The sequence below is a fragment of the Leeia oryzae DSM 17879 genome (genome assembly GCF_000376945.1).
GTDB lineage: Bacteria > Pseudomonadota > Gammaproteobacteria > Burkholderiales > Leeiaceae > Leeia > Leeia oryzae.
This window is the reverse complement of sequence record NZ_AQXU01000023.1, coordinates 65012-86302: the sequence shown is the minus strand read 5'-3', so window position 1 is coordinate 86302 and position 21291 is coordinate 65012. Positions and strand designations below refer to the sequence as shown.

General features: G+C 51.0%; 18 protein-coding genes and 2 tRNA genes. 4 read left to right on the top strand and 16 right to left on the bottom strand.

Features of this window, described 5'->3' with window-relative positions:
- Nucleotides 1–45 precede the first annotated feature (45 nt).
- The 6 genes from F552_RS0110340 to F552_RS0110315 form a co-directional block, all read right to left on the bottom strand.
- Nucleotides 46–819 carry a 3'-5' exonuclease gene (locus tag F552_RS0110340; RefSeq protein ID WP_018151667.1) on the bottom strand — a complete coding sequence of 258 codons (774 nt, stop codon included), beginning with the start codon at nucleotides 817–819 and terminating at the stop codon, nucleotides 46–48.
- 3 nt (nucleotides 820–822) lie between these two features.
- Nucleotides 823–1707: a DMT family transporter gene (locus F552_RS0110335; protein WP_018151666.1), complete on the bottom strand. Its 885-nt coding sequence runs from the start codon at nucleotides 1705–1707 to the stop codon at nucleotides 823–825.
- A 119-nt stretch (nucleotides 1708–1826) separates the two neighbouring features.
- Entirely contained in the window at nucleotides 1827–2681 is an 855-nt protein-coding gene (fghA, locus tag F552_RS0110330; RefSeq protein WP_018151665.1) for an S-formylglutathione hydrolase, read from the bottom strand.
- A complete protein-coding gene (locus tag F552_RS0110325) occupies nucleotides 2681–3790 on the bottom strand; it encodes an S-(hydroxymethyl)glutathione dehydrogenase/class III alcohol dehydrogenase (RefSeq protein ID WP_018151664.1) in 1110 nt (369 codons plus the stop codon). Before F552_RS0110325 ends, fghA begins: the two co-directional genes overlap by 1 nt.
- 208 nt (nucleotides 3791–3998) lie before the next feature.
- Nucleotides 3999–4502, bottom strand: coding sequence for a single-stranded DNA-binding protein (gene ssb, locus F552_RS0110320; RefSeq protein ID WP_018151663.1), 504 nt, complete (start codon nucleotides 4500–4502; stop codon nucleotides 3999–4001).
- Between the two features lie 167 nt (nucleotides 4503–4669).
- Nucleotides 4670–6049, bottom strand: a complete 1380-nt coding sequence (locus tag F552_RS0110315; RefSeq protein WP_018151662.1) for an MFS transporter — start codon at nucleotides 6047–6049, stop codon at nucleotides 4670–4672.
- 411 nt (nucleotides 6050–6460) lie between these two features.
- Here F552_RS0110315 and F552_RS0110310 point away from each other — a divergent pair, with 411 nt between their 5' ends.
- Genes F552_RS0110310 through F552_RS0110300 form a run of 3 tightly spaced genes read left to right on the top strand, consistent with a single transcriptional unit; the run spans nucleotide 6461 to nucleotide 12290 of the window.
- Nucleotides 6461–9184, top strand: coding sequence for a bifunctional diguanylate cyclase/phosphodiesterase (locus tag F552_RS0110310; RefSeq protein WP_169333590.1), 2724 nt, complete (start codon nucleotides 6461–6463; stop codon nucleotides 9182–9184).
- A 55-nt stretch (nucleotides 9185–9239) separates the two neighbouring features.
- Nucleotides 9240–11555 (top strand): Tex family protein, encoded by a 2316-nt coding sequence (locus tag F552_RS0110305; RefSeq protein ID WP_018151660.1) that lies wholly within the window; start codon nucleotides 9240–9242, stop codon nucleotides 11553–11555.
- Nucleotides 11556–11597: 42 nt separating this feature from the next.
- Complete coding sequence (locus F552_RS0110300) at nucleotides 11598–12290, top strand: uracil-DNA glycosylase (RefSeq protein WP_018151659.1); 693 nt, start codon at nucleotides 11598–11600, stop codon at nucleotides 12288–12290.
- 58 nt (nucleotides 12291–12348) lie between these two features.
- Here F552_RS0110300 and F552_RS0110295 read toward each other — a convergent pair whose 3' ends face one another.
- The 6 genes from F552_RS0110295 to F552_RS0110270 form a co-directional block, all read right to left on the bottom strand.
- Nucleotides 12349–13260, bottom strand: coding sequence for a GGDEF domain-containing protein (locus F552_RS0110295; RefSeq protein ID WP_018151658.1), 912 nt, complete (start codon nucleotides 13258–13260; stop codon nucleotides 12349–12351).
- 212 nt (nucleotides 13261–13472) lie between these two features.
- Nucleotides 13473–13790, bottom strand: coding sequence for a pyrimidine/purine nucleoside phosphorylase (gene ppnP, locus F552_RS0110290; RefSeq protein WP_018151657.1), 318 nt, complete (start codon nucleotides 13788–13790; stop codon nucleotides 13473–13475).
- A gap of 14 nt (nucleotides 13791–13804) precedes the next feature.
- The gene (locus F552_RS0110285; RefSeq protein ID WP_018151656.1) at nucleotides 13805–14008 is read right to left on the bottom strand and encodes a DUF2788 domain-containing protein; all 204 of its coding nucleotides are present in this window, start codon (nucleotides 14006–14008) and stop codon (nucleotides 13805–13807) included.
- A 197-nt stretch (nucleotides 14009–14205) separates the two neighbouring features.
- The gene (argF, locus tag F552_RS0110280) at nucleotides 14206–15126 is read right to left on the bottom strand and encodes an ornithine carbamoyltransferase (RefSeq protein WP_018151655.1); all 921 of its coding nucleotides are present in this window, start codon (nucleotides 15124–15126) and stop codon (nucleotides 14206–14208) included.
- A 302-nt stretch (nucleotides 15127–15428) separates the two neighbouring features.
- Nucleotides 15429–15515: transfer RNA gene (locus F552_RS0110275), tRNA-Leu, on the bottom strand.
- A 57-nt stretch (nucleotides 15516–15572) separates the two neighbouring features.
- A tRNA-Leu gene (locus F552_RS0110270) sits at nucleotides 15573–15659 on the bottom strand.
- Nucleotides 15660–15912: 253 nt separating this feature from the next.
- On the opposite strand from F552_RS0110270, the gene rnr reads away from it, so the two are divergent.
- Nucleotides 15913–18300: a ribonuclease R gene (gene rnr / locus F552_RS19070; RefSeq protein WP_156802284.1), complete on the top strand. Its 2388-nt coding sequence runs from the start codon at nucleotides 15913–15915 to the stop codon at nucleotides 18298–18300.
- A gap of 70 nt (nucleotides 18301–18370) precedes the next feature.
- Here the strand turns inward: rnr and F552_RS0110260 are convergent, their stop codons facing one another.
- The 4 genes from F552_RS0110260 to nrdR are packed head-to-tail and all read right to left on the bottom strand — an operon-like array spanning nucleotide 18371 to nucleotide 21284.
- Nucleotides 18371–18979 carry a riboflavin synthase gene (locus F552_RS0110260; protein WP_018151653.1) on the bottom strand — a complete coding sequence of 203 codons (609 nt, stop codon included), beginning with the start codon at nucleotides 18977–18979 and terminating at the stop codon, nucleotides 18371–18373.
- 1 nt (nucleotide 18980) lies between these two features.
- Nucleotides 18981–19724 (bottom strand): class I SAM-dependent methyltransferase, encoded by a 744-nt coding sequence (locus F552_RS0110255; RefSeq protein ID WP_018151652.1) that lies wholly within the window; start codon nucleotides 19722–19724, stop codon nucleotides 18981–18983.
- Nucleotides 19724–20836 (bottom strand): bifunctional diaminohydroxyphosphoribosylaminopyrimidine deaminase/5-amino-6-(5-phosphoribosylamino)uracil reductase RibD, encoded by a 1113-nt coding sequence (gene ribD / locus F552_RS0110250; protein ID WP_018151651.1) that lies wholly within the window; start codon nucleotides 20834–20836, stop codon nucleotides 19724–19726. The genes F552_RS0110255 and ribD overlap by 1 nt, the downstream gene beginning before the upstream one ends.
- Nucleotides 20829–21284: a transcriptional regulator NrdR gene (gene nrdR, locus F552_RS0110245; RefSeq protein ID WP_026182603.1), complete on the bottom strand. Its 456-nt coding sequence runs from the start codon at nucleotides 21282–21284 to the stop codon at nucleotides 20829–20831. Before nrdR ends, ribD begins: the two co-directional genes overlap by 8 nt.
- Nucleotides 21285–21291: the final 7 nt, after the last annotated feature.

The window sequence follows — 21291 nt, the reverse complement described above, 5'->3', positions numbered from 1 at the left end:
GCAAGTGTATTAAATGGATGATAAATTTTGTTAAGCCTGTTTGTGTTACTTCCAGGCCTCAAGATAGGCTTGCCAATGCGCACCCGGCAATCTGGTAAGGTGTTCTCTTACGAAAGCAACTTCATTGGCATAAGCCTCGGGGCTTAGGGTTCCACGCATCAATTGAAAGCGCACATACACAAGATAGGTGTTAACGACATCGGTTTCGCAATAGTCACGGATCTCACCGATTTTCCCGTCCAGAAAAGCCTGCCATACCTTGCTGCCATCCATCCCCAATTTGCCCGGAAAACCACACAATTTGGCCAGATCATCCAGCGGTGCATTTGCACGCGGTTGATACAAGGCAAGCAGATCCATCAGGTCCATATGGCGGGTATGGTAGCGACTGATATAGTTGTTCCACTTGAACTCTCTGTCATCCTCCCCCAGATCCCAGTAACGTGGTGCTACTACGCCATTGATCATGCCCCGATAATGCAGCACGGGCAGATCAAAACCGCCGCCATTCCAGGAAACCAATTGCGGTGTGTAACGTGCGATACCATCAAAAAAACGCTGAATCAGGGCTGCTTCAGGCTCGTCTGGCTCTCCCAGTGACCATACCTTGAATCCAGCATCAGACCTTAATACGCACGATATGGCGACGACTCTTTGTACATGTAATGGCATAAAGTCATGACCATGCGATTCACGCCGTCGTTCCATGGCCAGCTTGATGACTTCTTCATCACTTGCGTTATCCGGAAACTCCTGCAACTGCCGCAATCCGTTAGCATCCGGGATGGTTTCAATATCAAAAACAAGAACAGGAATCATAAATTACCCGACAGCTTTTACAGGTTGAGGACGATTGGTCAGGAAAACGCCAACCACCGTTAAACACCCACCCAGCAAGGTAGCCATGCTGAGGTGTTCGCCCAACAAAATGACAGACAAGAGCACCCCAAATACTGGAACAAGGTTGGTAAAAATGATGGTTCGCTGGGCGCCAACTGCCTTGATACCTTCGGCATACCAGCTAAATGCAAGCACTGTACCAGGAATGGCCAGATAAGCCGCCAGATACCAGTCTTTCATGTGCAAACCGGGAAGAAAACCGATCAACCCTTCATTCAGGGCAAACGGAGTTATCAGCACAAAGCCGATCAGGCTGGATAACGTTGTGCTGGTCAGCGGAGAAAGCCCGGTAACAGCCAGCTTGCTGATCATGGTATAAGCCACCCAGGAAAGACAGGCTCCCAGAATGATCAGCTCCCCCATTCCACCATGCATCTGCAACAGAAAATCCGGGTTCCCCTGACTAACGACCCATACTGTCCCCACCAGAGACAAAACCACCCCAACCAGCCTGCTAAGCGCCAAACGGCGCCGGAAGATAAGCGCATCGGCCACAACTGTCAAAATGGGGTTTAACGCCACCAGTAACGCCGCCCGGCTGGCAGGAATCAGGGACAAGCCCTTGAAGAAGAAATAGTTGTACGCAAGGATTCCGGTAACCCCTAGGCCAAACACAGCCAATAACTGCTGTTTACTCAGGGATGGCAGGCCTTCTTTACGGTACATCAAACCAAACAGGCAAATGCATGCAATCAGAAATCTTAACCAGGCAGCCACCATGGGTGGCAATGAGCCAACGGCAACATGCGCCGCAATAAACGAACCACCCCAGAACAGGGTCGTTAAAATGAGTTTCAGATAAATCACCAATTGGCTCCAGCGCAAACCTCAACCGGTCAATTTGCAAGCATTGACCAGGTACATTTTGTAATCAGCCCCATAAAAAATGGGCTGCCTTCAGGCAGCCCATTTTAAGGGTAATACACTTATTTACCTAGTGCTTTGGCATGATGCCTTAGATGGTCTTCCATAAAGGTACTAATAAAGTAATACCCATGATCATAACCATCGTGCATACGCAGATTGAGTGACTGCCCGGCCGTTTTGCAAGCTGCTACAAAAAGCTCAGGCTTAAGCTGCTCAACCAGAAATTTATCTGCAGTTCCCTGATCAATCAGAATCTCGCCCGGGAAGCATGATTGCTGGACTAACTGGCAGGCATCATAGGCCTTCCACTGTGCCTGATCCGTACCTAGATATCCGGTAAAGGCTTTTTGACCCCAAGGACACGTCATCGGCGCCACAATCGGTGCAAATGCAGACAACGACCGGAAAAGTTCAGGATGCTTCAACCCGATGGTCAGTGCACCATGCCCGCCCATCGAATGGCCAAAAATCCCCATACGGGATAGATCCGCCGCAGGAAAATGCTCAGCCAGGATGGCAGGCAATTCTTTTACCACATAACTGTACATATTATATGCGGCAGACCATGGGTGTCCGGTTGCATCTACATAGAAACCGGCACCCACACCAAAATCCCAGCTATCAGACTCCCCTGCAACAGCCGCATGTCTCGGGCTGGTATCCGGCGCTACCAGCATCATCCCCAGTTCGCTGGCCAGACGCTGCGCGCCGGCCTTGATCATGAAGGTTTCTTCTGTACATGTCAGCCCGGCCAGATACACCAACACGGGTACTTTGCCAGAAGTTGCCTGAGGTGGCTGATAGACAGAAAACTTCATCTGTCCCCGGCAAGATTCGGATTCATGGCTGTAAAAGCCCTGAACTCCATCAAAAGCCTTGTGGGCAGAAATAGTGTCAATCGCATTTGCTTTCATCAAAATACCACCACACTGCGAATGGATTCACCGGAATGCATCAGGTCAAACCCTTTATTGATGTCTTCCAGCGGCATGACATGCGTGATCAAGTCATCAATATTGATCTTGCCGTCCATGTACCAGTCCACGATCTTGGGTACATCCGTACGTCCACGGGCGCCACCGAATGCAGACCCTTTCCAGACTCGACCGGTCACCAGCTGGAATGGCCGGGTCTTGATTTCTTTACCCGCACCGGCAACCCCGATGATGATACTTTCACCCCAGCCCTTGTGACAGCACTCCAGTGCCTGGCGCATAACATCCACATTGCCGATGCATTCAAAACTATAGTCGGCACCGCCATCGGTCAGATGCACCAGATACGGAACCAGATCCCCCTCAACCTCTTTCGGGTTTACAAAGTGAGTCATCCCGAATTTCTCTGCCAGTGCACGTCTGGCCGGGTTGATATCCACCCCGATGATCTTGTTGGCACCGGCCAGGCGAGCCCCCTGAATCACGTTCAGGCCAATGCCCCCCAAGCCAAATACGACGACATTGGCACCAGGTTCTACCTTGGCGGTATTGATCACGGCACCAATGCCGGTCGTCACACCACAACCAATGTAGCAGACCTTGTCAAAAGGCGCGTCTTCGCGAATTTTTGCCAGGGCGATTTCCGGCACGACCGTGTAGTTTGCAAATGTAGACGTCCCCATGTAATGAAAAACCTTCTCGCCATTCAATGAGAAGCGGCTGGAGCCATCCGGCATCAGACCTTGACCCTGAGTCGTCCGGATCGCCTGGCACAGGTTGGTTTTCTGGCTCAGACAAAATTTGCATTGACGACATTCAGGTGTATACAACGGAATGACGTGATCCCCCTTCTTGAGAGAAGTCACACCTGGTCCGACATCCACCACAATACCAGCCCCTTCATGGCCGAGAATGGCAGGGAAGATACCTTCAGGATCATCACCCGAACGGGTAAATTCGTCCGTATGGCAAATCCCGGTCGCTTTGATCTCCACCAGAACTTCACCAAATCTTGGGCCTTCCAGCTGTACGGTTTCAATTGTCAGTGGGGCACCCGCTTTATGGGCAACTGCTGCGCGAACATCCATGAGCATCTCCAGAAGAGTGAAAATTTTAAATGTGAATACTTGCTGTATGTCGTCGGGTAAATCAGTTGTTCCAAGTATCTTGAAACAACCGGTCAAATTAGTGCAAAAGCATAACCGAACCGGCCAGTTTTGCTTGTCAATAAACGACAAAACCCGCACTAAGCGGGTCTTGTCCTGTCATTCTCACGGCTATATTTTTAGCACAGTATCAGAATGGAATGTCATCATCAGCAAAATCATCCATAACCGGACGCTGGGCCGGACGCGGCGCACTGGCAGCGGGTGGGGCATAAGACTGCTGAGACGGAGCAGAAGCTGGAGGTGCAGAGAAACCGCCATCATCAGACGCTCCAAAATCGGCACTACCACCTGCGCCGGTACGGCCACCCAGCATTTGCATCTGGTCAGCCACAATCTCGGTTGTGTAACGGTCTGCACCAGTCTGTTTATCTTGCCATTTGCGCGTTTGCAAACGCCCTTCCAGATAGACAGAACTGCCCTTTTTCAGATATTGCCCGGCAATCTCGGCCAAGCGACGGTACATGACAATGTTATGCCATTCTGTACGCTCTTGCTTCTGACCACTCTTGTCTTTCCAGTTATCAGTTGTTGCGATACTGAAATTGGCAACAGCCTCACCGTTTGGCATGTAACGCACTTCCGGATCACGACCAAGATTACCAATCAACAACACTTTATTTAAGGAAGCCATAACACACATCATCCATTCGTAAACTAAACAGGCAATAAACCTACGCAACGATACTCATCGTTAATCACCTGCATTCTAGCCTATAAATCACAGGCAAAACACATCACAAACAGATCAACGTCAAAAATATTTATGTCAAACACATAAAAAATTGCCGCGGGGTCAGTTTACAGCGTGGAGTCAATCAACTGTTTGACCGCCATCTCATCCCAGCCAGCTTGTGCAACCTTCAGATAAGCAGCAGACTCTTCAGGAATCACGGCTACTTCCAGTACGCCATCACATGCCGCCAGTTTTTGTCTGAGGGCATTGGCATCTCCACGCCAGTCATCTCCAAGATGAAACATCTTGCTGGATACCTTCATTGGAGGCCGCATGCCAAGGCCAATCACAAACCAGACAAGCATCAGAAAAGCACAGAACAGAAAGGTTGGCATGGTACCTTGATGCTTGTAGATAACCCCTCCCAAGCCACCACCCACCGCAAAACCGATGGATTGCGCCGTATTTTGAACGCCCATCGCCGTCCCTTTGGCATCGGCGGGCGCCATCTTTGAAATCAAGGAAGGTAGTGTCGCTTCCAGCACGTTAAAAGCGACAAAGTAGATGGCCAGCAACGCAAAAATGTTGGTAAACGAAACCAGACCGAATGCCATACCTGCCTGGGCAATCAACATGAGTATGATCGCGCCTAAAAACACCGGTTTCAGCTTGCCTTTCTTTTCGCCATAGATAATGGCAGGCACCATCAGGACAAATCCGAGTGCGGCAACCGGCAAGTAAATATGCCACTGCACCGATTTGTCCAGCTGCAATACTTTTGTCAGTACAAACGGAATCACGGCAAACATGGCGGCCTGCGCAGCATGCAGTGCAAACACCCCAAAGTTAAGACGCAGCAAATCCGGGTTGCGTAATATGTCAGGCAGCCTGTTGGCTTTGGTTTCTGCATCTGAATGGAATCTGGAAATCACGGGATCAGGCACGACGAACTTCACACCAAGCGCGGCCGCAATTGCCAGACAACCGATCAGGCGGAACATGCCGGGCACCCCAATCCAGTGCTCGATTTTGGCTGCGACCACCAGAGAAACGGCAAATGTCACGCCGATACTGCCACCAATCATCGCCATGGCTTTGGTTCGATGCTCTTCACGGGTCAAGTCAGCCAGCAGTGCGGTTAGCGCGGCAGAGATTGCCCCTGTCCCTTGTAATGCTCTCGCAGCAATTAACGTGTAGATATCAGTAGCAGAACCTGCTATAAAACTACCAATGGCCAGCAAGGCAAGGCCAATATAGATAACTCTTTTTCGCCCCACCCGATCTGACCACATGCCAAACGGGATTAACAGACATGCCTGAACCAATGCAAAAATGCCAAACGCCATACCGCCCAGCGCCGGATCACTACCAGGCAAATGTGAGGCGTAAGGCATAAACACCGGCAGAAACAAAAAAATCCCCAACATTCTGAGGGCATAGATGCCAGCCAGGCCCAAACCGGCCCGTAACTCAAGAGATGACATGCGCGAGGATTCGATACTCATTTGACACTCAATTATATTGTTTGATTAAACTCGAAAAGCATCCGGAAAATAACGCTCGGGTACAGTAAAAGGTTGACAATAACTCATATTGAATATGTGTTAAATGCGTATAATGCACACGCTCACATAGGATTGAGATTACGTAATTGACGTGCAATAAACGATTGACAGCATAGCGCCGTTTAATTTCTGATGCACATTGTACAGTGAACCCTTTACGCATAATGCTTTTTTCTATACAACAATTGCAGCAAACATCTGTTATGCTCTAATAATAAGAAGCAACACAATGAACACAGAATTTTATAACGAAAACGGGTTATCAGTCGCTAGACGGGCAACTGCATGAGATTGAATTTTCGACTAACACTTCGTAGCGCTCTAATCGTAACAGTGGTTTTGGCCTTGCTCGTGCCAGCAGTAGGCACGGGTTTGTACGCCATCAAAAAACGACGTGCAGAGCTTTATGAGTCTTTTAATCTTGATCAAAAGCGGCTGGCAGAAATTCTGGCGCTAGGGATGCAAGAGCCTGTCTGGAACTTGAGCCCGGAATCGGCCAAACCGATTCTGGAGGCACTGGCCAGCGACCACCGTATTGCCAGCATCAAAGTCCAGGCCGAAAACGTAGGTACTTTCCTGTCCCTGTCACACACAGAGAATGCCATTGGAACGGCTTACAGCGTGACACGCCCGATCATGCGCAAAGGAACGGCCATTGGTGACGTGCAAATTGTGATGCATGATGGCCTGCTGCAAGAGCAACTCGCGATTTACCAGCGCACCTTCCTGAACATTCTACTGGGTCAGTTATTACTCAGCATGATCATGATTCTGGTCCTGCTACAAAAGCGCTTGCTGGACCCGCTCCGAAAACTGATCTCAGAATCAACAAGCCTGGCCCGAAAAGAGCTGGAAACCCCATTCATCTGGGATCGTACGGACGAATTGGGCATGCTGGGACAATCATTGGAAACCACGCGCCGTTCGCTCAATACGCTTTTTATCGAACTTGAAGAAACCAATCTCAAGCTGGAAGAAGATCTTGAAGGCCGTAAACGTTCGGCTCAGGCCCTGGCCATGAGCGAAGAGCGTTACCGTTCTCTGATTGAGAATGCACCTGAAGCCATTGTGGTGATTGATGTCGATACCGGCATCTTTACCGATGCGAACCCGTTTGCCTGCGACCTGTACAACCTGACCCGCGAACGCCTGCTGACCCTGTCACTGTGGGATGCACTCATCACCCCGGCACTGCAACTGGATGGGCAACCCTCCAAAGAGCGTGGGCATCGCATTCTTGAGGCCACCTTCTCTGGTAAGCCCCAAGTATTTGAGTGGTTGCATACCACCACCAGAAACCCTAATTTGCAGGTGGAAATCCGTCTTTCAAGGATGCCATCCCTGTCTGGAAACTATGTTCGCGCCACCATTGTAGATGTCACGCAGCGGAAGATGATTGAAGAAGGCCTGCAACTGGCGTCAAGAGCCATTCAGCAAAGCCGGGACGGTATTCTGATTCTGGACCGTGACTTCAAGATCATTTCGGCCAACCCGGCATTCTGCCAGATGCTGGCCACCACTGAAGATCATTTGATCGGCTCTATTGCACCCATGCTGAAAGGCAAGGACCATTACCAGAACCTGCTGGACACCATACAGCTGCACCTGACAACCCACACCTATTGGGAAGGTGAGATCTGGACGCGCAAAGAGAACGGCGAAATGTTCCTGGAACTGGTCACGCTGTCCCCTATCCGCATGGATGATGGCGGTATCCGTAACTTTGTCTGCATCACGTCTGATATTACCGAGCAAAAACAGCATGCGGACCACATCTGGCATTTGGCACATCACGACACGGTGACAGGTCTGCCAAACAGAAACCTGCTGCAAGACCGGTTGATGCAGTCCATCTTGCAGGCAGAGCGCAACCACAAGAAGAGTGCCCTGCTATTTATCGATCTGGACCGATTCAAGAACATCAACGATACCCTGGGGCACAGCTTTGGTGACCGGTTGCTAAAGCATGTGGCGGATCGGCTGATTGGTTGTGTGCGGCATGCAGATACAGTAGCGCGGATTGGCGGTGACGAGTTCGTGATTGTATTGTCCAGCCTGGATGATGCCAGCGGCGCCGAAACCAGCGCCCTGAAGATCATGGAAGCGCTGACCAGCACGTTTGTCATTGACAATATGGATCTGCACATCACGCCGTCAATCGGTATTGCAATCTGCCCGGATGACGGCTCCACCGTTGATGGGCTGATGCGTAATGCCGATACAGCCATGTATTTTGCCAAAGACAGTGGCCGTAACAACTACCAGTTCTTCAAGCAAAGCATGAATACTGCGGCGACAGAGCGACTGGATATGGAACGTCAGTTACGGATTGCCATCAAGCAGAATCAGTTTGAATTGCATTACCAACCGCAGGTCGATCTGAACACTGGTGAACTGGTCGGTATGGAAGCCCTGATTCGCTGGCGCCATCCTGAGCATGGCCTGGTTTCTCCGCTGCGCTTTATTCCGATTGCCGAAGAAACCGGTTTGATCGTTCCGATTGGTGAATGGGTGCTGAGAGAAGCATGCCGTCAGTCAAAAATCTGGCAGGATGCCGGGCTGATCAAGATTCCAGTCGCCGTCAACCTTTCTGCAAGACAATTCCTGAAAGGCTCTCTGGTTGAGACCGTATCTGGTGCTTTGGCAGAAAGCCGGCTGGACCCGGATTATCTGGAACTCGAAATTACAGAATCTCTGCTGATGTATGAAGTGGAAGACACCATTCAGCTGCTATCCGAGCTTCATGAGCTTGGGGTATCTCTGGCAATTGATGATTTTGGGACAGGTTACTCAAGCCTGTCATACCTGAAACGCTTCCCGATTGACCATCTGAAAGTAGACAGGTCATTTGTGCGTGATGTGATCAATGACCCGGACGATGCATCCATCACGTCGGCGATTATCGCGATGGCACACAACCTGAAGCTGCAAGTGGTTGCGGAAGGCGTAGAAACAGAGGAACAAGCCAAATTCCTGCGCCAGTTGGGCTGTGAGTACGCCCAAGGCTTCCACTACAGCAAGCCATTGTCTTCAGAGGACATGACGGCTTACATGCAAAGATCAACTAATACTTGATTTTCTGGTTAAACTTCCCCAAAGTGGCGAACTTGTTATCTAGCAGGATCGCCACATGCTTCCTTCGATTTTTTCCAGATTAGCCAACGAACTTCATGCAAGAGAGTCACAGGTTGCTGCTGCCGTGAACTTGCTTGATGAAGGTGCAACAGTGCCCTTCATTGCACGTTATCGCAAAGAGGTCACCGGCGGTCTGGACGACACACAGTTACGTCTTCTGGAAGAGCGGCTATCCTACCTGCGTGAACTGGAAGACCGGCGCCAAGCCATCATCCAGAGCATCGAAGAACAGGGCAAACTGGATACCCCATTGCAGAACCTGATCCTGCGGGCAGAAACCAAACAGGCCCTGGAAGACCTTTATCTCCCGTTCAAACCCAAGCGCAGAACCAAAGCCCAGATTGCGAGAGAGGCTGGTCTACAGCCTTTGGCAGATCAGTTGCTGACATCACCGGATGCACAGCTTGAAGCGTTGGCAACGCCATTCCTGAACCCTGAAACGGGCTTTGCAGATACCAAATCCGTACTGGATGGTGCACGCCATATCCTGATCGAAACTTTCTCTGAGCATGCCCCGCTTCTCGGACAACTGCGTGAACTGCTGTGGCAGGATGGGGTACTGAAATCAACCCTGATTGATGGGCAAAAAGATGCAGGCACCAAATTCTCGGATTACTTTGACTATACGGAAGCCATACGGCAAGTCCCCTCACACCGTGCGCTGGCACTGCTAAGGGGGCGAAATGAAGGTGTACTCAATGTCTCTCTTTTGCTGCCAGAGCAGCTTGAGGATACCCCGCCGCCCTTTCATCGTGCCGAGCAACGCATCGCACAAGCCTTCGCCATCCGCGACCAAGGCACACCGACAGACAAATGGCTGCTCGATACGGTCCGCCTTGCATGGCGTGCAAAGATTGGTACCAGCCTGGAGCTGGAGCTGATCAACCAGTTGCGAGAACAGGCCGAGTCCGAGGCCATTCGGGTCTTCGCCAGTAACTTGCGCGATCTATTGCTGGCAGCGCCAGCTGGCATGAAGGCAACCATGGGCCTCGACCCAGGGTTGCGTACCGGCGTCAAGGTAGCCGTTGTCGATGCGACAGGCAAGCTGCTTGAAACAGCAACCATCTATCCGCATGCACCTCGGAATGACTGGAATGGTAGCCTGCACCAATTGTCCAAACTGGCCGAAAAACATCAAGTCGCGCTGATTGCCATCGGCAACGGTACTGCTAGCCGGGAGACCGACAAATTGGCAGCCGACCTGATCAAGCAGAATGCCTCTCTGGGCATGCAAAAACTGGTTGTTTCTGAAGCCGGAGCCTCTGTATATTCAGCTTCGGAACTGGCTGCCAAAGAGTTTCCAGATCTTGACGTCAGCCTGCGGGGTGCAGTTTCGATTGCCCGGCGCTTGCAGGACCCGCTTGCAGAGCTGGTCAAGATCACACCCAAATCCATCGGGGTTGGCCAGTACCAGCATGACGTCAACCAGACACAGCTTGCACGTGCGCTGGACGCCGTTGTAGAGGATTGCGTGAATGCCGTAGGGGTAGACCTCAATACCGCTTCAGTGGCCCTGCTGGCACGCGTTTCTGGCCTTAGCACCACCTTGGCACAGAATATCGTTAAGTACCGCAATGAAACGGGTCGTTTTGACAGCCGGCAACAGCTGAAGAAAGTGCCTCGCCTTGGCGAAAAAACGTTTGAACAGGCAGCAGGATTTTTAAGGGTCAACAACGGGGAAAACCCGCTGGACGCATCAGCTGTGCACCCGGAAAGTTATCCAGTCGTGCATAAAATGCTAAAGACACTGGATAAGTCCATCAAAGAAGTGATGGGGCAGATCGAGCTGTTAAGGCAATTAAAACCGGCAGACTTTATTGATGAGCAGGTGGGTTTGCCTACCGTCAAAGACATCATGAGCGAGCTTGAGAAGCCAGGCCGCGACCCGCGCCCGGAATTCAAGGCGGTTGTCTTTACGGAAGGTATTGAAACGATTAAAGACCTTATCCCCGGCCAGATCATGAATGGCGTTATTTCCAACGTCACCAATTTCGGGGCTTTCGTGGATATTGGCGTGCATCAGGATGGGCTGGTCCATATCTCGGCACTGGCCGACAAATTTGTGCAAGACCCGCGTCAGGTGGTTAAAGCGGGTGATATCGTCAAAGTCAAAGTCGTGGAAGTTGATATTCCAAGGCAGCGTATCGCACTGACAATGCGTCTGAAGGATGAAGCAGCTAAACCGGCAAGACCGCAGCAGGCGCCACAAACGGCACAACCACGTACGCCTGCAGCCAAAGCGGCTGGCAAACATCAACCAGCCCAGCAAGAAACTGCTTTTTCTGCAGCCTTTGCCAAACTGAAACGATAACGCATGCAATCAGATCTTTTTGCGCCCCCACAAGCACAGGCAATGACACCACTGGCGGATCAGCTTGACTCCCTGCCCGCAAGCTGGAAACACATGCTACAGACGCCTCAACTGACGGCTACCTGGCAAGCATTGCAAGACTTTCTGGAGCAAGAGCGTCAGGCCGGCCATCAGATTTATCCGTCCACCCCCTTTACGGCATTGCAGCACACCCCGCTGGAGGCGGTCAAAGTCGTCATTCTCGGACAAGATCCCTATCACGGAGAGGGGCAGGCCCACGGATTGTCATTTTCTGTCCTGCCAGGTGTCAAAGCCCCTCCATCCCTCAAGAATATCTTCAAGGAACTACAACACTCCGGACAAATCTCCAGCATGCCTGCGCATGGCCATCTATCAGGATGGGCTGATCAAGGAGTTTTGCTGCTGAATACCGTCATGACGGTTAGAGCCGGAGAAGCAGGAAGCCACAGAAAACGTGGCTGGGAGATCATTACCGACCATCTGATTCATGCGTTGGCGGCATCAGAACAACCAATGGTTTTCATGCTATGGGGAAGTGATGCACAGAAGAAAAAGCCGCTCCTGGATACTGCATCACACTTGATCCTTGAAGCACCTCACCCCTCCCCGCTGTCAGCACACAGAGGGTTCATAGGATGTGGTCATTTCAAAACCGCAAATGAATGGCTTCAGGCAATGGGGCGTTCACCCATTGAGTGGGATCGCTTTCTCTAGTCCGTACCATCAAAAAGGGGGGGGGGCTTGGCTGGCAGGAGAATCCTGTGCCAGGTACTTACAGAAATTTCAGGCAATTTCGGCCTTCACCCTTGGCCTGGTAAAGGGCTGCATCTGCGCGCCGCAACACATCGGCCATGGACGCATCCTCCGTGCGCATCTCGCTGATACCTCCACTGATGGTCCCTAACTGGCTTATCGGCCCCAGTTGCAACATGGTCGCAATTGCTTCTGGTAAATGGCTTCTGATGCGCTCTGCCAGTTGAAGGGCTTGTTCGGGATGGGTGTGTGGCATCAAGACAACGAACTCATCTCCTCCCAACCTGGCGGCAAGGTCTGTCTTACGCAGGTGATGCTTGCAAACATCAGCCACTACGCGCAGAACTTCATCCCCCGCATGGTGCCCAAGACTGTCATTGATGTGTTTGAAGTTGTCGATATCAAAGATAAACAATGAAGTAGCAGCCTGGTAGCGAGTAAATTGTTCGAACTCGTCCTGTAGCGTACTCATGAGCTTTCGCCGGTTAAAAATACCTGTCAGCTCATCAATCTCCGTTAATTGACGAAGCTTGATTTCCAGCTCATGGCGCTCGGTAATATTGCTGGCAACCCACAGTACTGCCTGCTCCCCCTCATACAGCCCCGGTAAAAGCTGAATTCGACCTTCAAACCAGATGGCCCCTATGGGACCGTCTTCTTCAAGACCGGCAACCTCCTCACCTCCGAGGCTATACTCAACGATATGCAAGCCCTGATGCTGGATGGCCAGGCTGATCTGCTCAATAAACCAACGTGCCTTATCCTCCGGAATCACATCCAGGATCGATTTGCCAATCAGCGAGCTGCCATCATGGTAATAACGGTGATCAGTCCCCCCAAGGATGGCAACATACTTGCCGCTTTGTGACAGGATGAATACGGGATCAGGAAATGCAGAAAGAATATCCGTCAATTGATCATTATTCAGCATCTAGACCCCATCGTTGATATTCAACTTCCAAATGGCACTGCAATACGAGAATCGAGTGATATCAAGCCAGCTACGGACTTGGCAGAGAGCACGCTCATGACTTGGGTGCAAGCCATAAACCTTAGAGAATGATGCAATAATTTTATGACAACAACAAGACCGCCACTTCAAGATTGTGCAAGTGGCGGTCAAATTACAGCGACTATGCTAGCTTAGCCAAAGTGGCAAACATAATGTACGGTATCTGTCACTTCAATCTCAAAACTGGAGTTGCCAGGCACGTTGAATTGCGAACCGGCCGTATAGCTAACCCAGGTATCCTGACCGTTAAGCTTCACCTTGCAGGCACCTTCGATAATTTCCATGATCTCAGGGGCACCAGTATTGAACGTCAGGGACGCAGGCAAAATAACACCGACAGACTTTTTTGTGCCGTCAGGGAAAATAATACCATGGCTGATGCATTTGCCGTCAAAGTACACACTGGCTTTTTTATTGACGCTTACCTGATCAAATACCAAATTGCTCATTTCAAGTTACCTTTTCAAGTCAATACTTGTGTTAAGACCGTTTTTAATACAAATCCGAATACGCCAAGGCCCAACGTACCAAACAACACCATCGAACCATACTTGCCAGCTTTTGATTCCTTTGCCAGATCATAGACAATGAAACCCATGTACAAAATCAACCCGGTTACCCCGATTTCCATACCCAAGGTCGAGATCACTTCTTCATTTAACTGCATTTAGAACCCCAGTTCACACAGCATTTTTACCAGACCAAAATTATACGCCCAAGTCTGACCCTGCCTTGCCAAAACAAGCACAAAAAAACCGCAGAAGAAAATTCCACGGTTTTTTTGTTGTATCAACGCTGCATTTGCCGTAAGCCAGACACTGCTGCCTCCATGGCCTATCGACAGATCAGACAGTCTGTCACAACTCAGTCATTTACTTCACCCAGCAACAAGTATTCAAGCAGTGCTTTCTGGGTGTGCATACGGTTTTCTGCTTCGTCCCAGACTACGCTTTGCGGCCCGTCAATGACTTCGGCTGCCACTTCCTCGCCTCGATGTGCTGGCAAGCAATGCATGAAGACTGCATCAGGTTTTGCCAAAGACATCAGGTTGTTAGTTACTTCATAAGGCTCAAAGTCCATCTTGCGCTGCAATGACTCGCGCTCAAAGCCCATGGAGACACACACATCGGTTGTCACGATATCAGCGCCAGAAATGGCGTCTTTAGGATCTGTCAGTTGGAGGAAATGACGCTCGTCGTATTTCACACCATCCACATCCTTGAATTCATAACCCTTAGGTGTTGCGGCACGAAGCTGGAAATCAAATAGCTTGGCTGCCTGCCGCCAAGTATAGGAAATATTATTGGCATCCCCGACCCAGGCAACAGTTTTACCCTTGATAGAGCCGCGGTGCTCAATGAACGTGAAAATATCAGCCAATGTCTGGCATGGGTGCAGTTCGTTCGTCAGCGCATTAATGACCGGTACGCGGGATACGGAAGCAAACCGTTCAACAATACGATGCTCAAAGGTACGAACCATGACAATATCGGTCATGCGGGAGACAACACGGGAGACATCCTCAATCGGCTCGCCACGACCTAATTGGGAGTCATTATTTGACAAAAAGACTGCGTGGCCACCCAACTGGGCCATACCGGCTTCAAACGCTACCCGGGTACGGGTAGAGTTTTTTTCGAAAATCATGGTTAGCACTTTACCTTTTAAAGGCTGATACACTTCGCCCGCTTTCCAGCGTCGCTTCAACTCTGCAGTACGTCGGATCAGGTACTCATATTCGGCCAGAGTAAAGTCGCTAAATTGCAAAAAGTGCTTAACTGCCATGTTTCCCTCGTTACCTAAATTAAAACCCAGAAAAATGCGTCAACTGCATGACGCATAATCTTACCACCTTGCCACGCGACAAGGATTAAAGATTCAAAAAAGCGTTAACTATTTCATAAAACGCGACATCTAGACAAGTCTGAAGTCAAAATTTTAACGTTTTTGCAGATTTTTAATCTGAAGAAGGTCACTACTTGGGGAAATTTAAGACTAAGAGATAGAGGTCAAATCAACCGAGGGCCGATGATAAAGACATCTAAAGTGAAACTTGGGATTTAAAACCAGAAAGGAACCAAAAAAGCTGGTGCCCAGGAGAAGACTCGAACTTCCACAGTGTTGCCACCGCTAGGACCTGAACCTAGTGCGTCTACCAATTCCGCCACCTGGGCATGTGCTCAATCATGACACATGATCAAGGATAAATCATCATTCATACAGAAACTTACTGGTGCCCAGGAGAAGACTCGAACTTCCACAGTGTTGCCACCGCTAGGACCTGAACCTAGTGCGTCTACCAATTCCGCCACCTGGGCAGTAATTTTCTGCATTCCTGACAATCAACAACAGAAAATTTAATTTCGTTTTCTGTTGCATCCTTGCGAAGAAGCACGCATTATAAGGCTTTCCGACTCTATGTCAACTACCAGAATGCAAAAAAAGAGACACACCAGTACTTCTACCCCTCGTTCAACCCCCCGCACCGGTACCAGAAAGCGAACTGACACCTCAGTTCAGACGCCTTCAACCCCTACTATTCAAGCCACAGAAAAACCAAGGCCAAAGAAAATGTCCTCAGATAGCATACGCATGCAGGACCCATGGTTAAAGCGTGAGCAAACCAACTACGCCTCCCCGTTACCAAGCCGGGAATACATTCGCCAGATCCTGACGGAACAAGGCGTCCCGATGTGGCCTGTCGAGCTGATGAACCTGCTTGATATCCATACCGATGAAGAAACCCTGTTTGCCAAGCGCCTGCGGGCCATGGAACGCGAAGGTGAGATCATCTTCAACCGCAAGGGTGCCATCTGCATCGCCGAAAAGATTGACTTGATCCGCGGCAAAATCCAGGGACATCCAGATGGCTTTGGTTTCTGCATACCAGAAGATGGCAGTCCGGACCTGTTTATTTCTGCCCGCGAGATGCTAAAGGTCATGCATGGTGACCGGGTTCTGGTTCGTGAAACCCAGAGCGACCGCCGTGGCGGGAATCGCACCGGCAAGCGTGAAGGCATCATTATCGAAGTCCTTGAGCGCGCCCAGCAAACGCTGGTGGGGCGCATCATTGTTGAGCGCGGCATTCCGTTTGCGCTCGCAGAAGACAAGCGGATTCCGCATGAAATCCTGCTGCCAAAAAGCGAAAACACGCACCTGACCGAGCCACTGAAACCTGGCCAGATCGTCATGGTGTCTTTGGTTCAGCAGCCTAGCAAGTATGCAAAACCAATCGGGCGTGTACTGGAGGTACTGGGGAACTATGCTGACCCTGGCATGGAAGTCGAAATTGCCTTGCGTAAGCACAACCTGCCACATCAGTTCTCTGAAGCGGTGCTGGCCAGCAAGATTCCGGAAAAGGTCCGGAAAAAAGATAAAGAAGGACGCGTAGACATCACGGGTCTGCCATTGGTCACCATTGATGGCGAAACGGCAAAAGACTTTGATGACGCCGTTTTTTGTGAAACCAAAGGAAAAGGCTGGCGCCTGCTGGTCGCCATTGCTGATGTTAGCTATTACGTTACGACTGGCACTGCGCTGGATGATGAAGCCAAGGCTCGCGGTAATTCGGTGTACTTCCCGCGTCGCGTGATTCCAATGCTGCCGGAAGGACTATCTAACGGGATTTGTTCACTCAACCCGAGCGTTGAACGTCTGTGTATGGTTTGCGACATGCAAATCAACCGTAAAGGCGAAATCAAAAGCTATGAGTTTTATGAAGCGGTGATGTTCTCCCAGGCCCGTCTGACTTACACGCAAGTTGCTGAATGGCTTGCAAAACCGGATGAAGTTACGGATGAAACCGGCAAAAAGGTACTGCCGCATCTGGTTCATTTGAATCAGGTATTTGAGGCACTGAAAACTGCCAGGGATCATCGTGGTGCGATTGATTTTGATACCACAGAAACCCGCATGATCTTTGATGAGCATGGCAAGATCGAGACTATTGTCCCCGTGGTGCGCAACGATGCACACCGCCTGATCGAAGAATGCATGCTGGCGGCCAACGTGTGTGCCGCCGAGATTATTCTCAAACACAAGCACCCTTGCCTGTTCCGTAACCATGAAACCCCTTCACTGGACAAACTGGAAAAGCTGCGTGCATTCCTGAAAGATTTTGGTTTGTCTCTGGCGGGCGGCGAATCGCCATCGGCAAAAGATTACGCCACCCTGATGGATCAGATTCGCATTCGGCCGGATGCCGGCCTGATGCAGACCGTATTGTTAAGGTCTCTGATGCAGGCGCAATACGGGCCAGAAAACGTGGGACACTTCGGGCTTGGATACGACGCTTACACCCACTTTACCTCCCCTATTCGTCGCTATCCGGACTTGCTGGTTCACCGAACCATCAAAGCAATTCTGGCTGGCAAGAAATACAAGGCAGGTGACTGGGTCCAGTTAGGCGAGCATTGCTCGATGACTGAGCGTCGTGCAGATGAAGCTTCGCGCGATGTGGAAAACTGGCTGAAATGCTACTTCATGCAGGATAAAGTGGGTGAGGTTTATTCCGGCACCATTTCAGCAGCCACGCCGTTTGGCATCTTTGTGGTACTGGATGATGTTTATGTTGAGGGACTGGTTCATATCTCTGAACTTGGCCGAGATTACTACCATTTTGACGCAGTTAGACACCAGCTGAATGGTGAAAAAACAGGTACCAGTTTCCAGCTAGGGGGACGGGTCACCATCAAGGTCGTCCGTGTTGACATGGAAAGCTCGAAGATTGATTTCGTGCTGGTTGACGCCAGCGAGCTGAACAAGGAAACCACAGACGAGCCTAAAGACGCAAAGACCACCAAGCCGAAGGCTAACAAACCAACGGCAACGGCAACGTCCAAGCCACAGCGTAACCGGTCAACCAGCAAGCCAGCTACGCTGAAAACTCCGGCAGCCAAAACAGTCGCCGCACCTGCGACAAAGCCGGCAGCAAAGCCAAAAAGACGTAAACCTGCGTAAACCCGGGCAGGTAAAAACAAACAGGCCAGATGTTCTGGCCTGTTTGTTTTGTGAGGCAGACAACTACAACTTATGCATTAAATGAATTCATACGCTCAACATAACGTGCAATCAGGTCAATCTCCAGATTGACCTTGCTTCCTGCGTTGAGCTGATGCAGGTTGGTTTCTTGCAGCGTATGCGGAATCAGATTGATGGAGAATTTGGTTCCATCCACTTTGTTGACCGTAAGGCTGACGCCATTGACGGTGACCGACCCTTTATGAGCGATATATTTGGCAATATTGACCGGTGCATCAATGACCAGCTCCATGCAGTCGCTGTCGGTTTCCCCTTCTGGGGTTTCAAAACGAACCACTTCACCGACGCCATCTACATGCCCGGAAACCAGGTGTCCGCCCAGCCGATCGGATAGCCGCAAGGCTTTCTCCAGATTTACCAGATTACCTACCTTCTCCAGACCCACCGTTACACGCAAAGTCTCGGCAGAGACGTCCAGCAGATATCCTTGTGGGAGCTTGTCTATCACGGTCAGGCACACCCCATTGTGGGCGATACTGTCGCCCAACTGGACATCAGACAAATCCAGCTTGTCTGAATCTACCGTGAGGCGCACATCCTGCCCTCTTGGCTCAATGGCCGTAATTTTGCCAACTGCGGCGATAATTCCTGTAAACACATTATTCCTTTCTGCATAACTTTAGGGAGAGCGGCCAACGCATGGTCTGGATTTCCTGTTCACCCCAGGCTTTTTGAAGATCTGACCGGATCAACGCCACTGGATCTTCTCCGGTCTGCTCTCGGTACTGTTTAACGGCAGACAGGCTATAGAGGTAGCCCATCAATGCCTCTAACGACCATGCTGCGGTCAATTCAAATTTCTCAACCGGCAGCGCTGGATAAGGCATCGGGATGCCTTCATAGCCCGCATCTACCCAGCGCCTCTCTGGCGGCCAATAATCAGCGATGATGTCCTGATAAAAATGCCGGGTGACTGCTTCAACATTCTGTACGCCGCGAATGCCCTCATAACACCATGCAGCCAAAACCCCACCGGGCTTCAGGACTCTGGTTGCTTCTTTGCCAAAGGCGTCAAAATCAAACCAGTGCATGGCCTGCGCCACCGTAATCAAATCCACACTTTCATCTAACAGGCTGCTGTTTTCGGCAGTTTCTACCCGGTATTCCACGTTTTTAATGGCAGGCGCATGAGAAATCTGGGCAGCGCTCGGTTCGGTGGCAATCACCTGCCGGAAATATCCGGCCAACCGGCTGGCGGCCTGACCATTGCCAGTAGCACAATCCCAGGCCAAATCATGCGTAGCAACCTGGTCGGCCAGGTAAGCAAACAAGGTGTCAGGATATTGGGGACGATACTTGGCGTACTCATTAGCCAATGCGGAGAAATGATCATGAAAAGACATCAGTGTTCTTTCATTACAGGGCGCAGTACGGTACGGACATCCTGCCCGACTATCTGCTGTTCATGGATATCAAACCGGTAAGCCTGTGCCAGCGAGGTGAGTTCTGGTCCTGCCAGCATGTCTCGCGCCCCCTGACCCAGAAAAACAGGGGCCTGATAGAGCACAATCTCATCTACCAGCCCCGAGCGCATCAGGCTGCCATTCAAAATGGCGCCGGCCTCTACAGTGACCTCATTCCAGCCTTGATGATGCAAATAATCCGACAGGGATTGCAGGCTGATTTTACCGTTATCGCTCTCTGCCACCTTTATCTCAACACCTTTGTCCAGATAGGGTTGGTGTAGCGAAGTATCCGGTTCCAGGGTAATGATGGACACGCCTAGCGTGTCCAGAATCTGGCTATTGATAGGCGTTCTTAAGCGGCTATCCAGGATTACTCTGGCCGGTTGGCGCCCCGTCCATGGCTGTCCTTCGATCTCACGCACATTCAGCCGCGGGTTATCTGCAAGGACCGTTCCGATGCCCGTTACCATGGCACAACTTCTGGCGCGCAAGGCCTGAACATCCCGCCTTGCTTCTGGCCCGGTAATCCATTGACTCTGGCCATTGGCCAAGGCAGTTTTACCATCCAGACTGGTTGCAATCTTCAGGCGCAGCCAGGGGCGATGGCGCGTCATCCGGCTGATGAATCCTTTGTGATGCTCCAGCGCTTCCGGCTCTAACACGCCCGTTTTGATCTCTATCCCGGCGGCTGCGATTCGCTGCAGGCCCTGCCCTGCCACGAGCGGATTGGGATCATGTGCAGCAATCACCAGCCTGGCAATGCCTGCGTTGATTAACGCATCGGCACAGGGGGGGGTCCGTCCGAAATGGCTGCAGGGCTCCAGCGTAACATAGGCGGTTGCGCCCTTGACAGCAGCGCCTGCATCGCGCAAAGCCATGACCTCGGCGTGTGCCTGACCTGCCGGCTGCGTATGGCCCTGCCCCACCAATTGTCCGTCTTTGACCAGTACGCACCCCACACTGGGGTTAGGACTGGTGATAAACATACCTAGTCTGGCCTGAGCCAATGCCAAAGACATCCAGTACGCATCGTTTGCTGCGTCAGACATCTTTCTGGACTTCCTTGATCACGTCACGGAAATCTTCCACGTCTTCAAAACTGCGGTAAACAGAAGCAAAACGGATATAGGCAACATGGTCGAGCTTTTTCAGTTCGGTCATGACCATTTCGCCAATCTGGCGGGAAGGAATTTCACGCAAACCAAGGCTCAGGATGCGCTGGGTAATGCGCCCGATGGCTTCATCCACCAGGGCAGTGGGCACCGGACGCTTGTGCAAGGGGCGCATGAATGACATGCGCAGGCGTTCGCGATCAAACTCGGCACGGTTGCCGTTCTGTTTGACGACTTGCGGCAAACGGACCTCGGCAGTTTCAAAGGTATTAAAACGCTTCTCACATGACGTACAGCGACGACGACGGCGAATCGTATCGCCCTCTTCGGTCATTCTCGTATCGATCACCTGTGTATCCGGTGACCCGCAAAATGGACATTTCACCGATGCC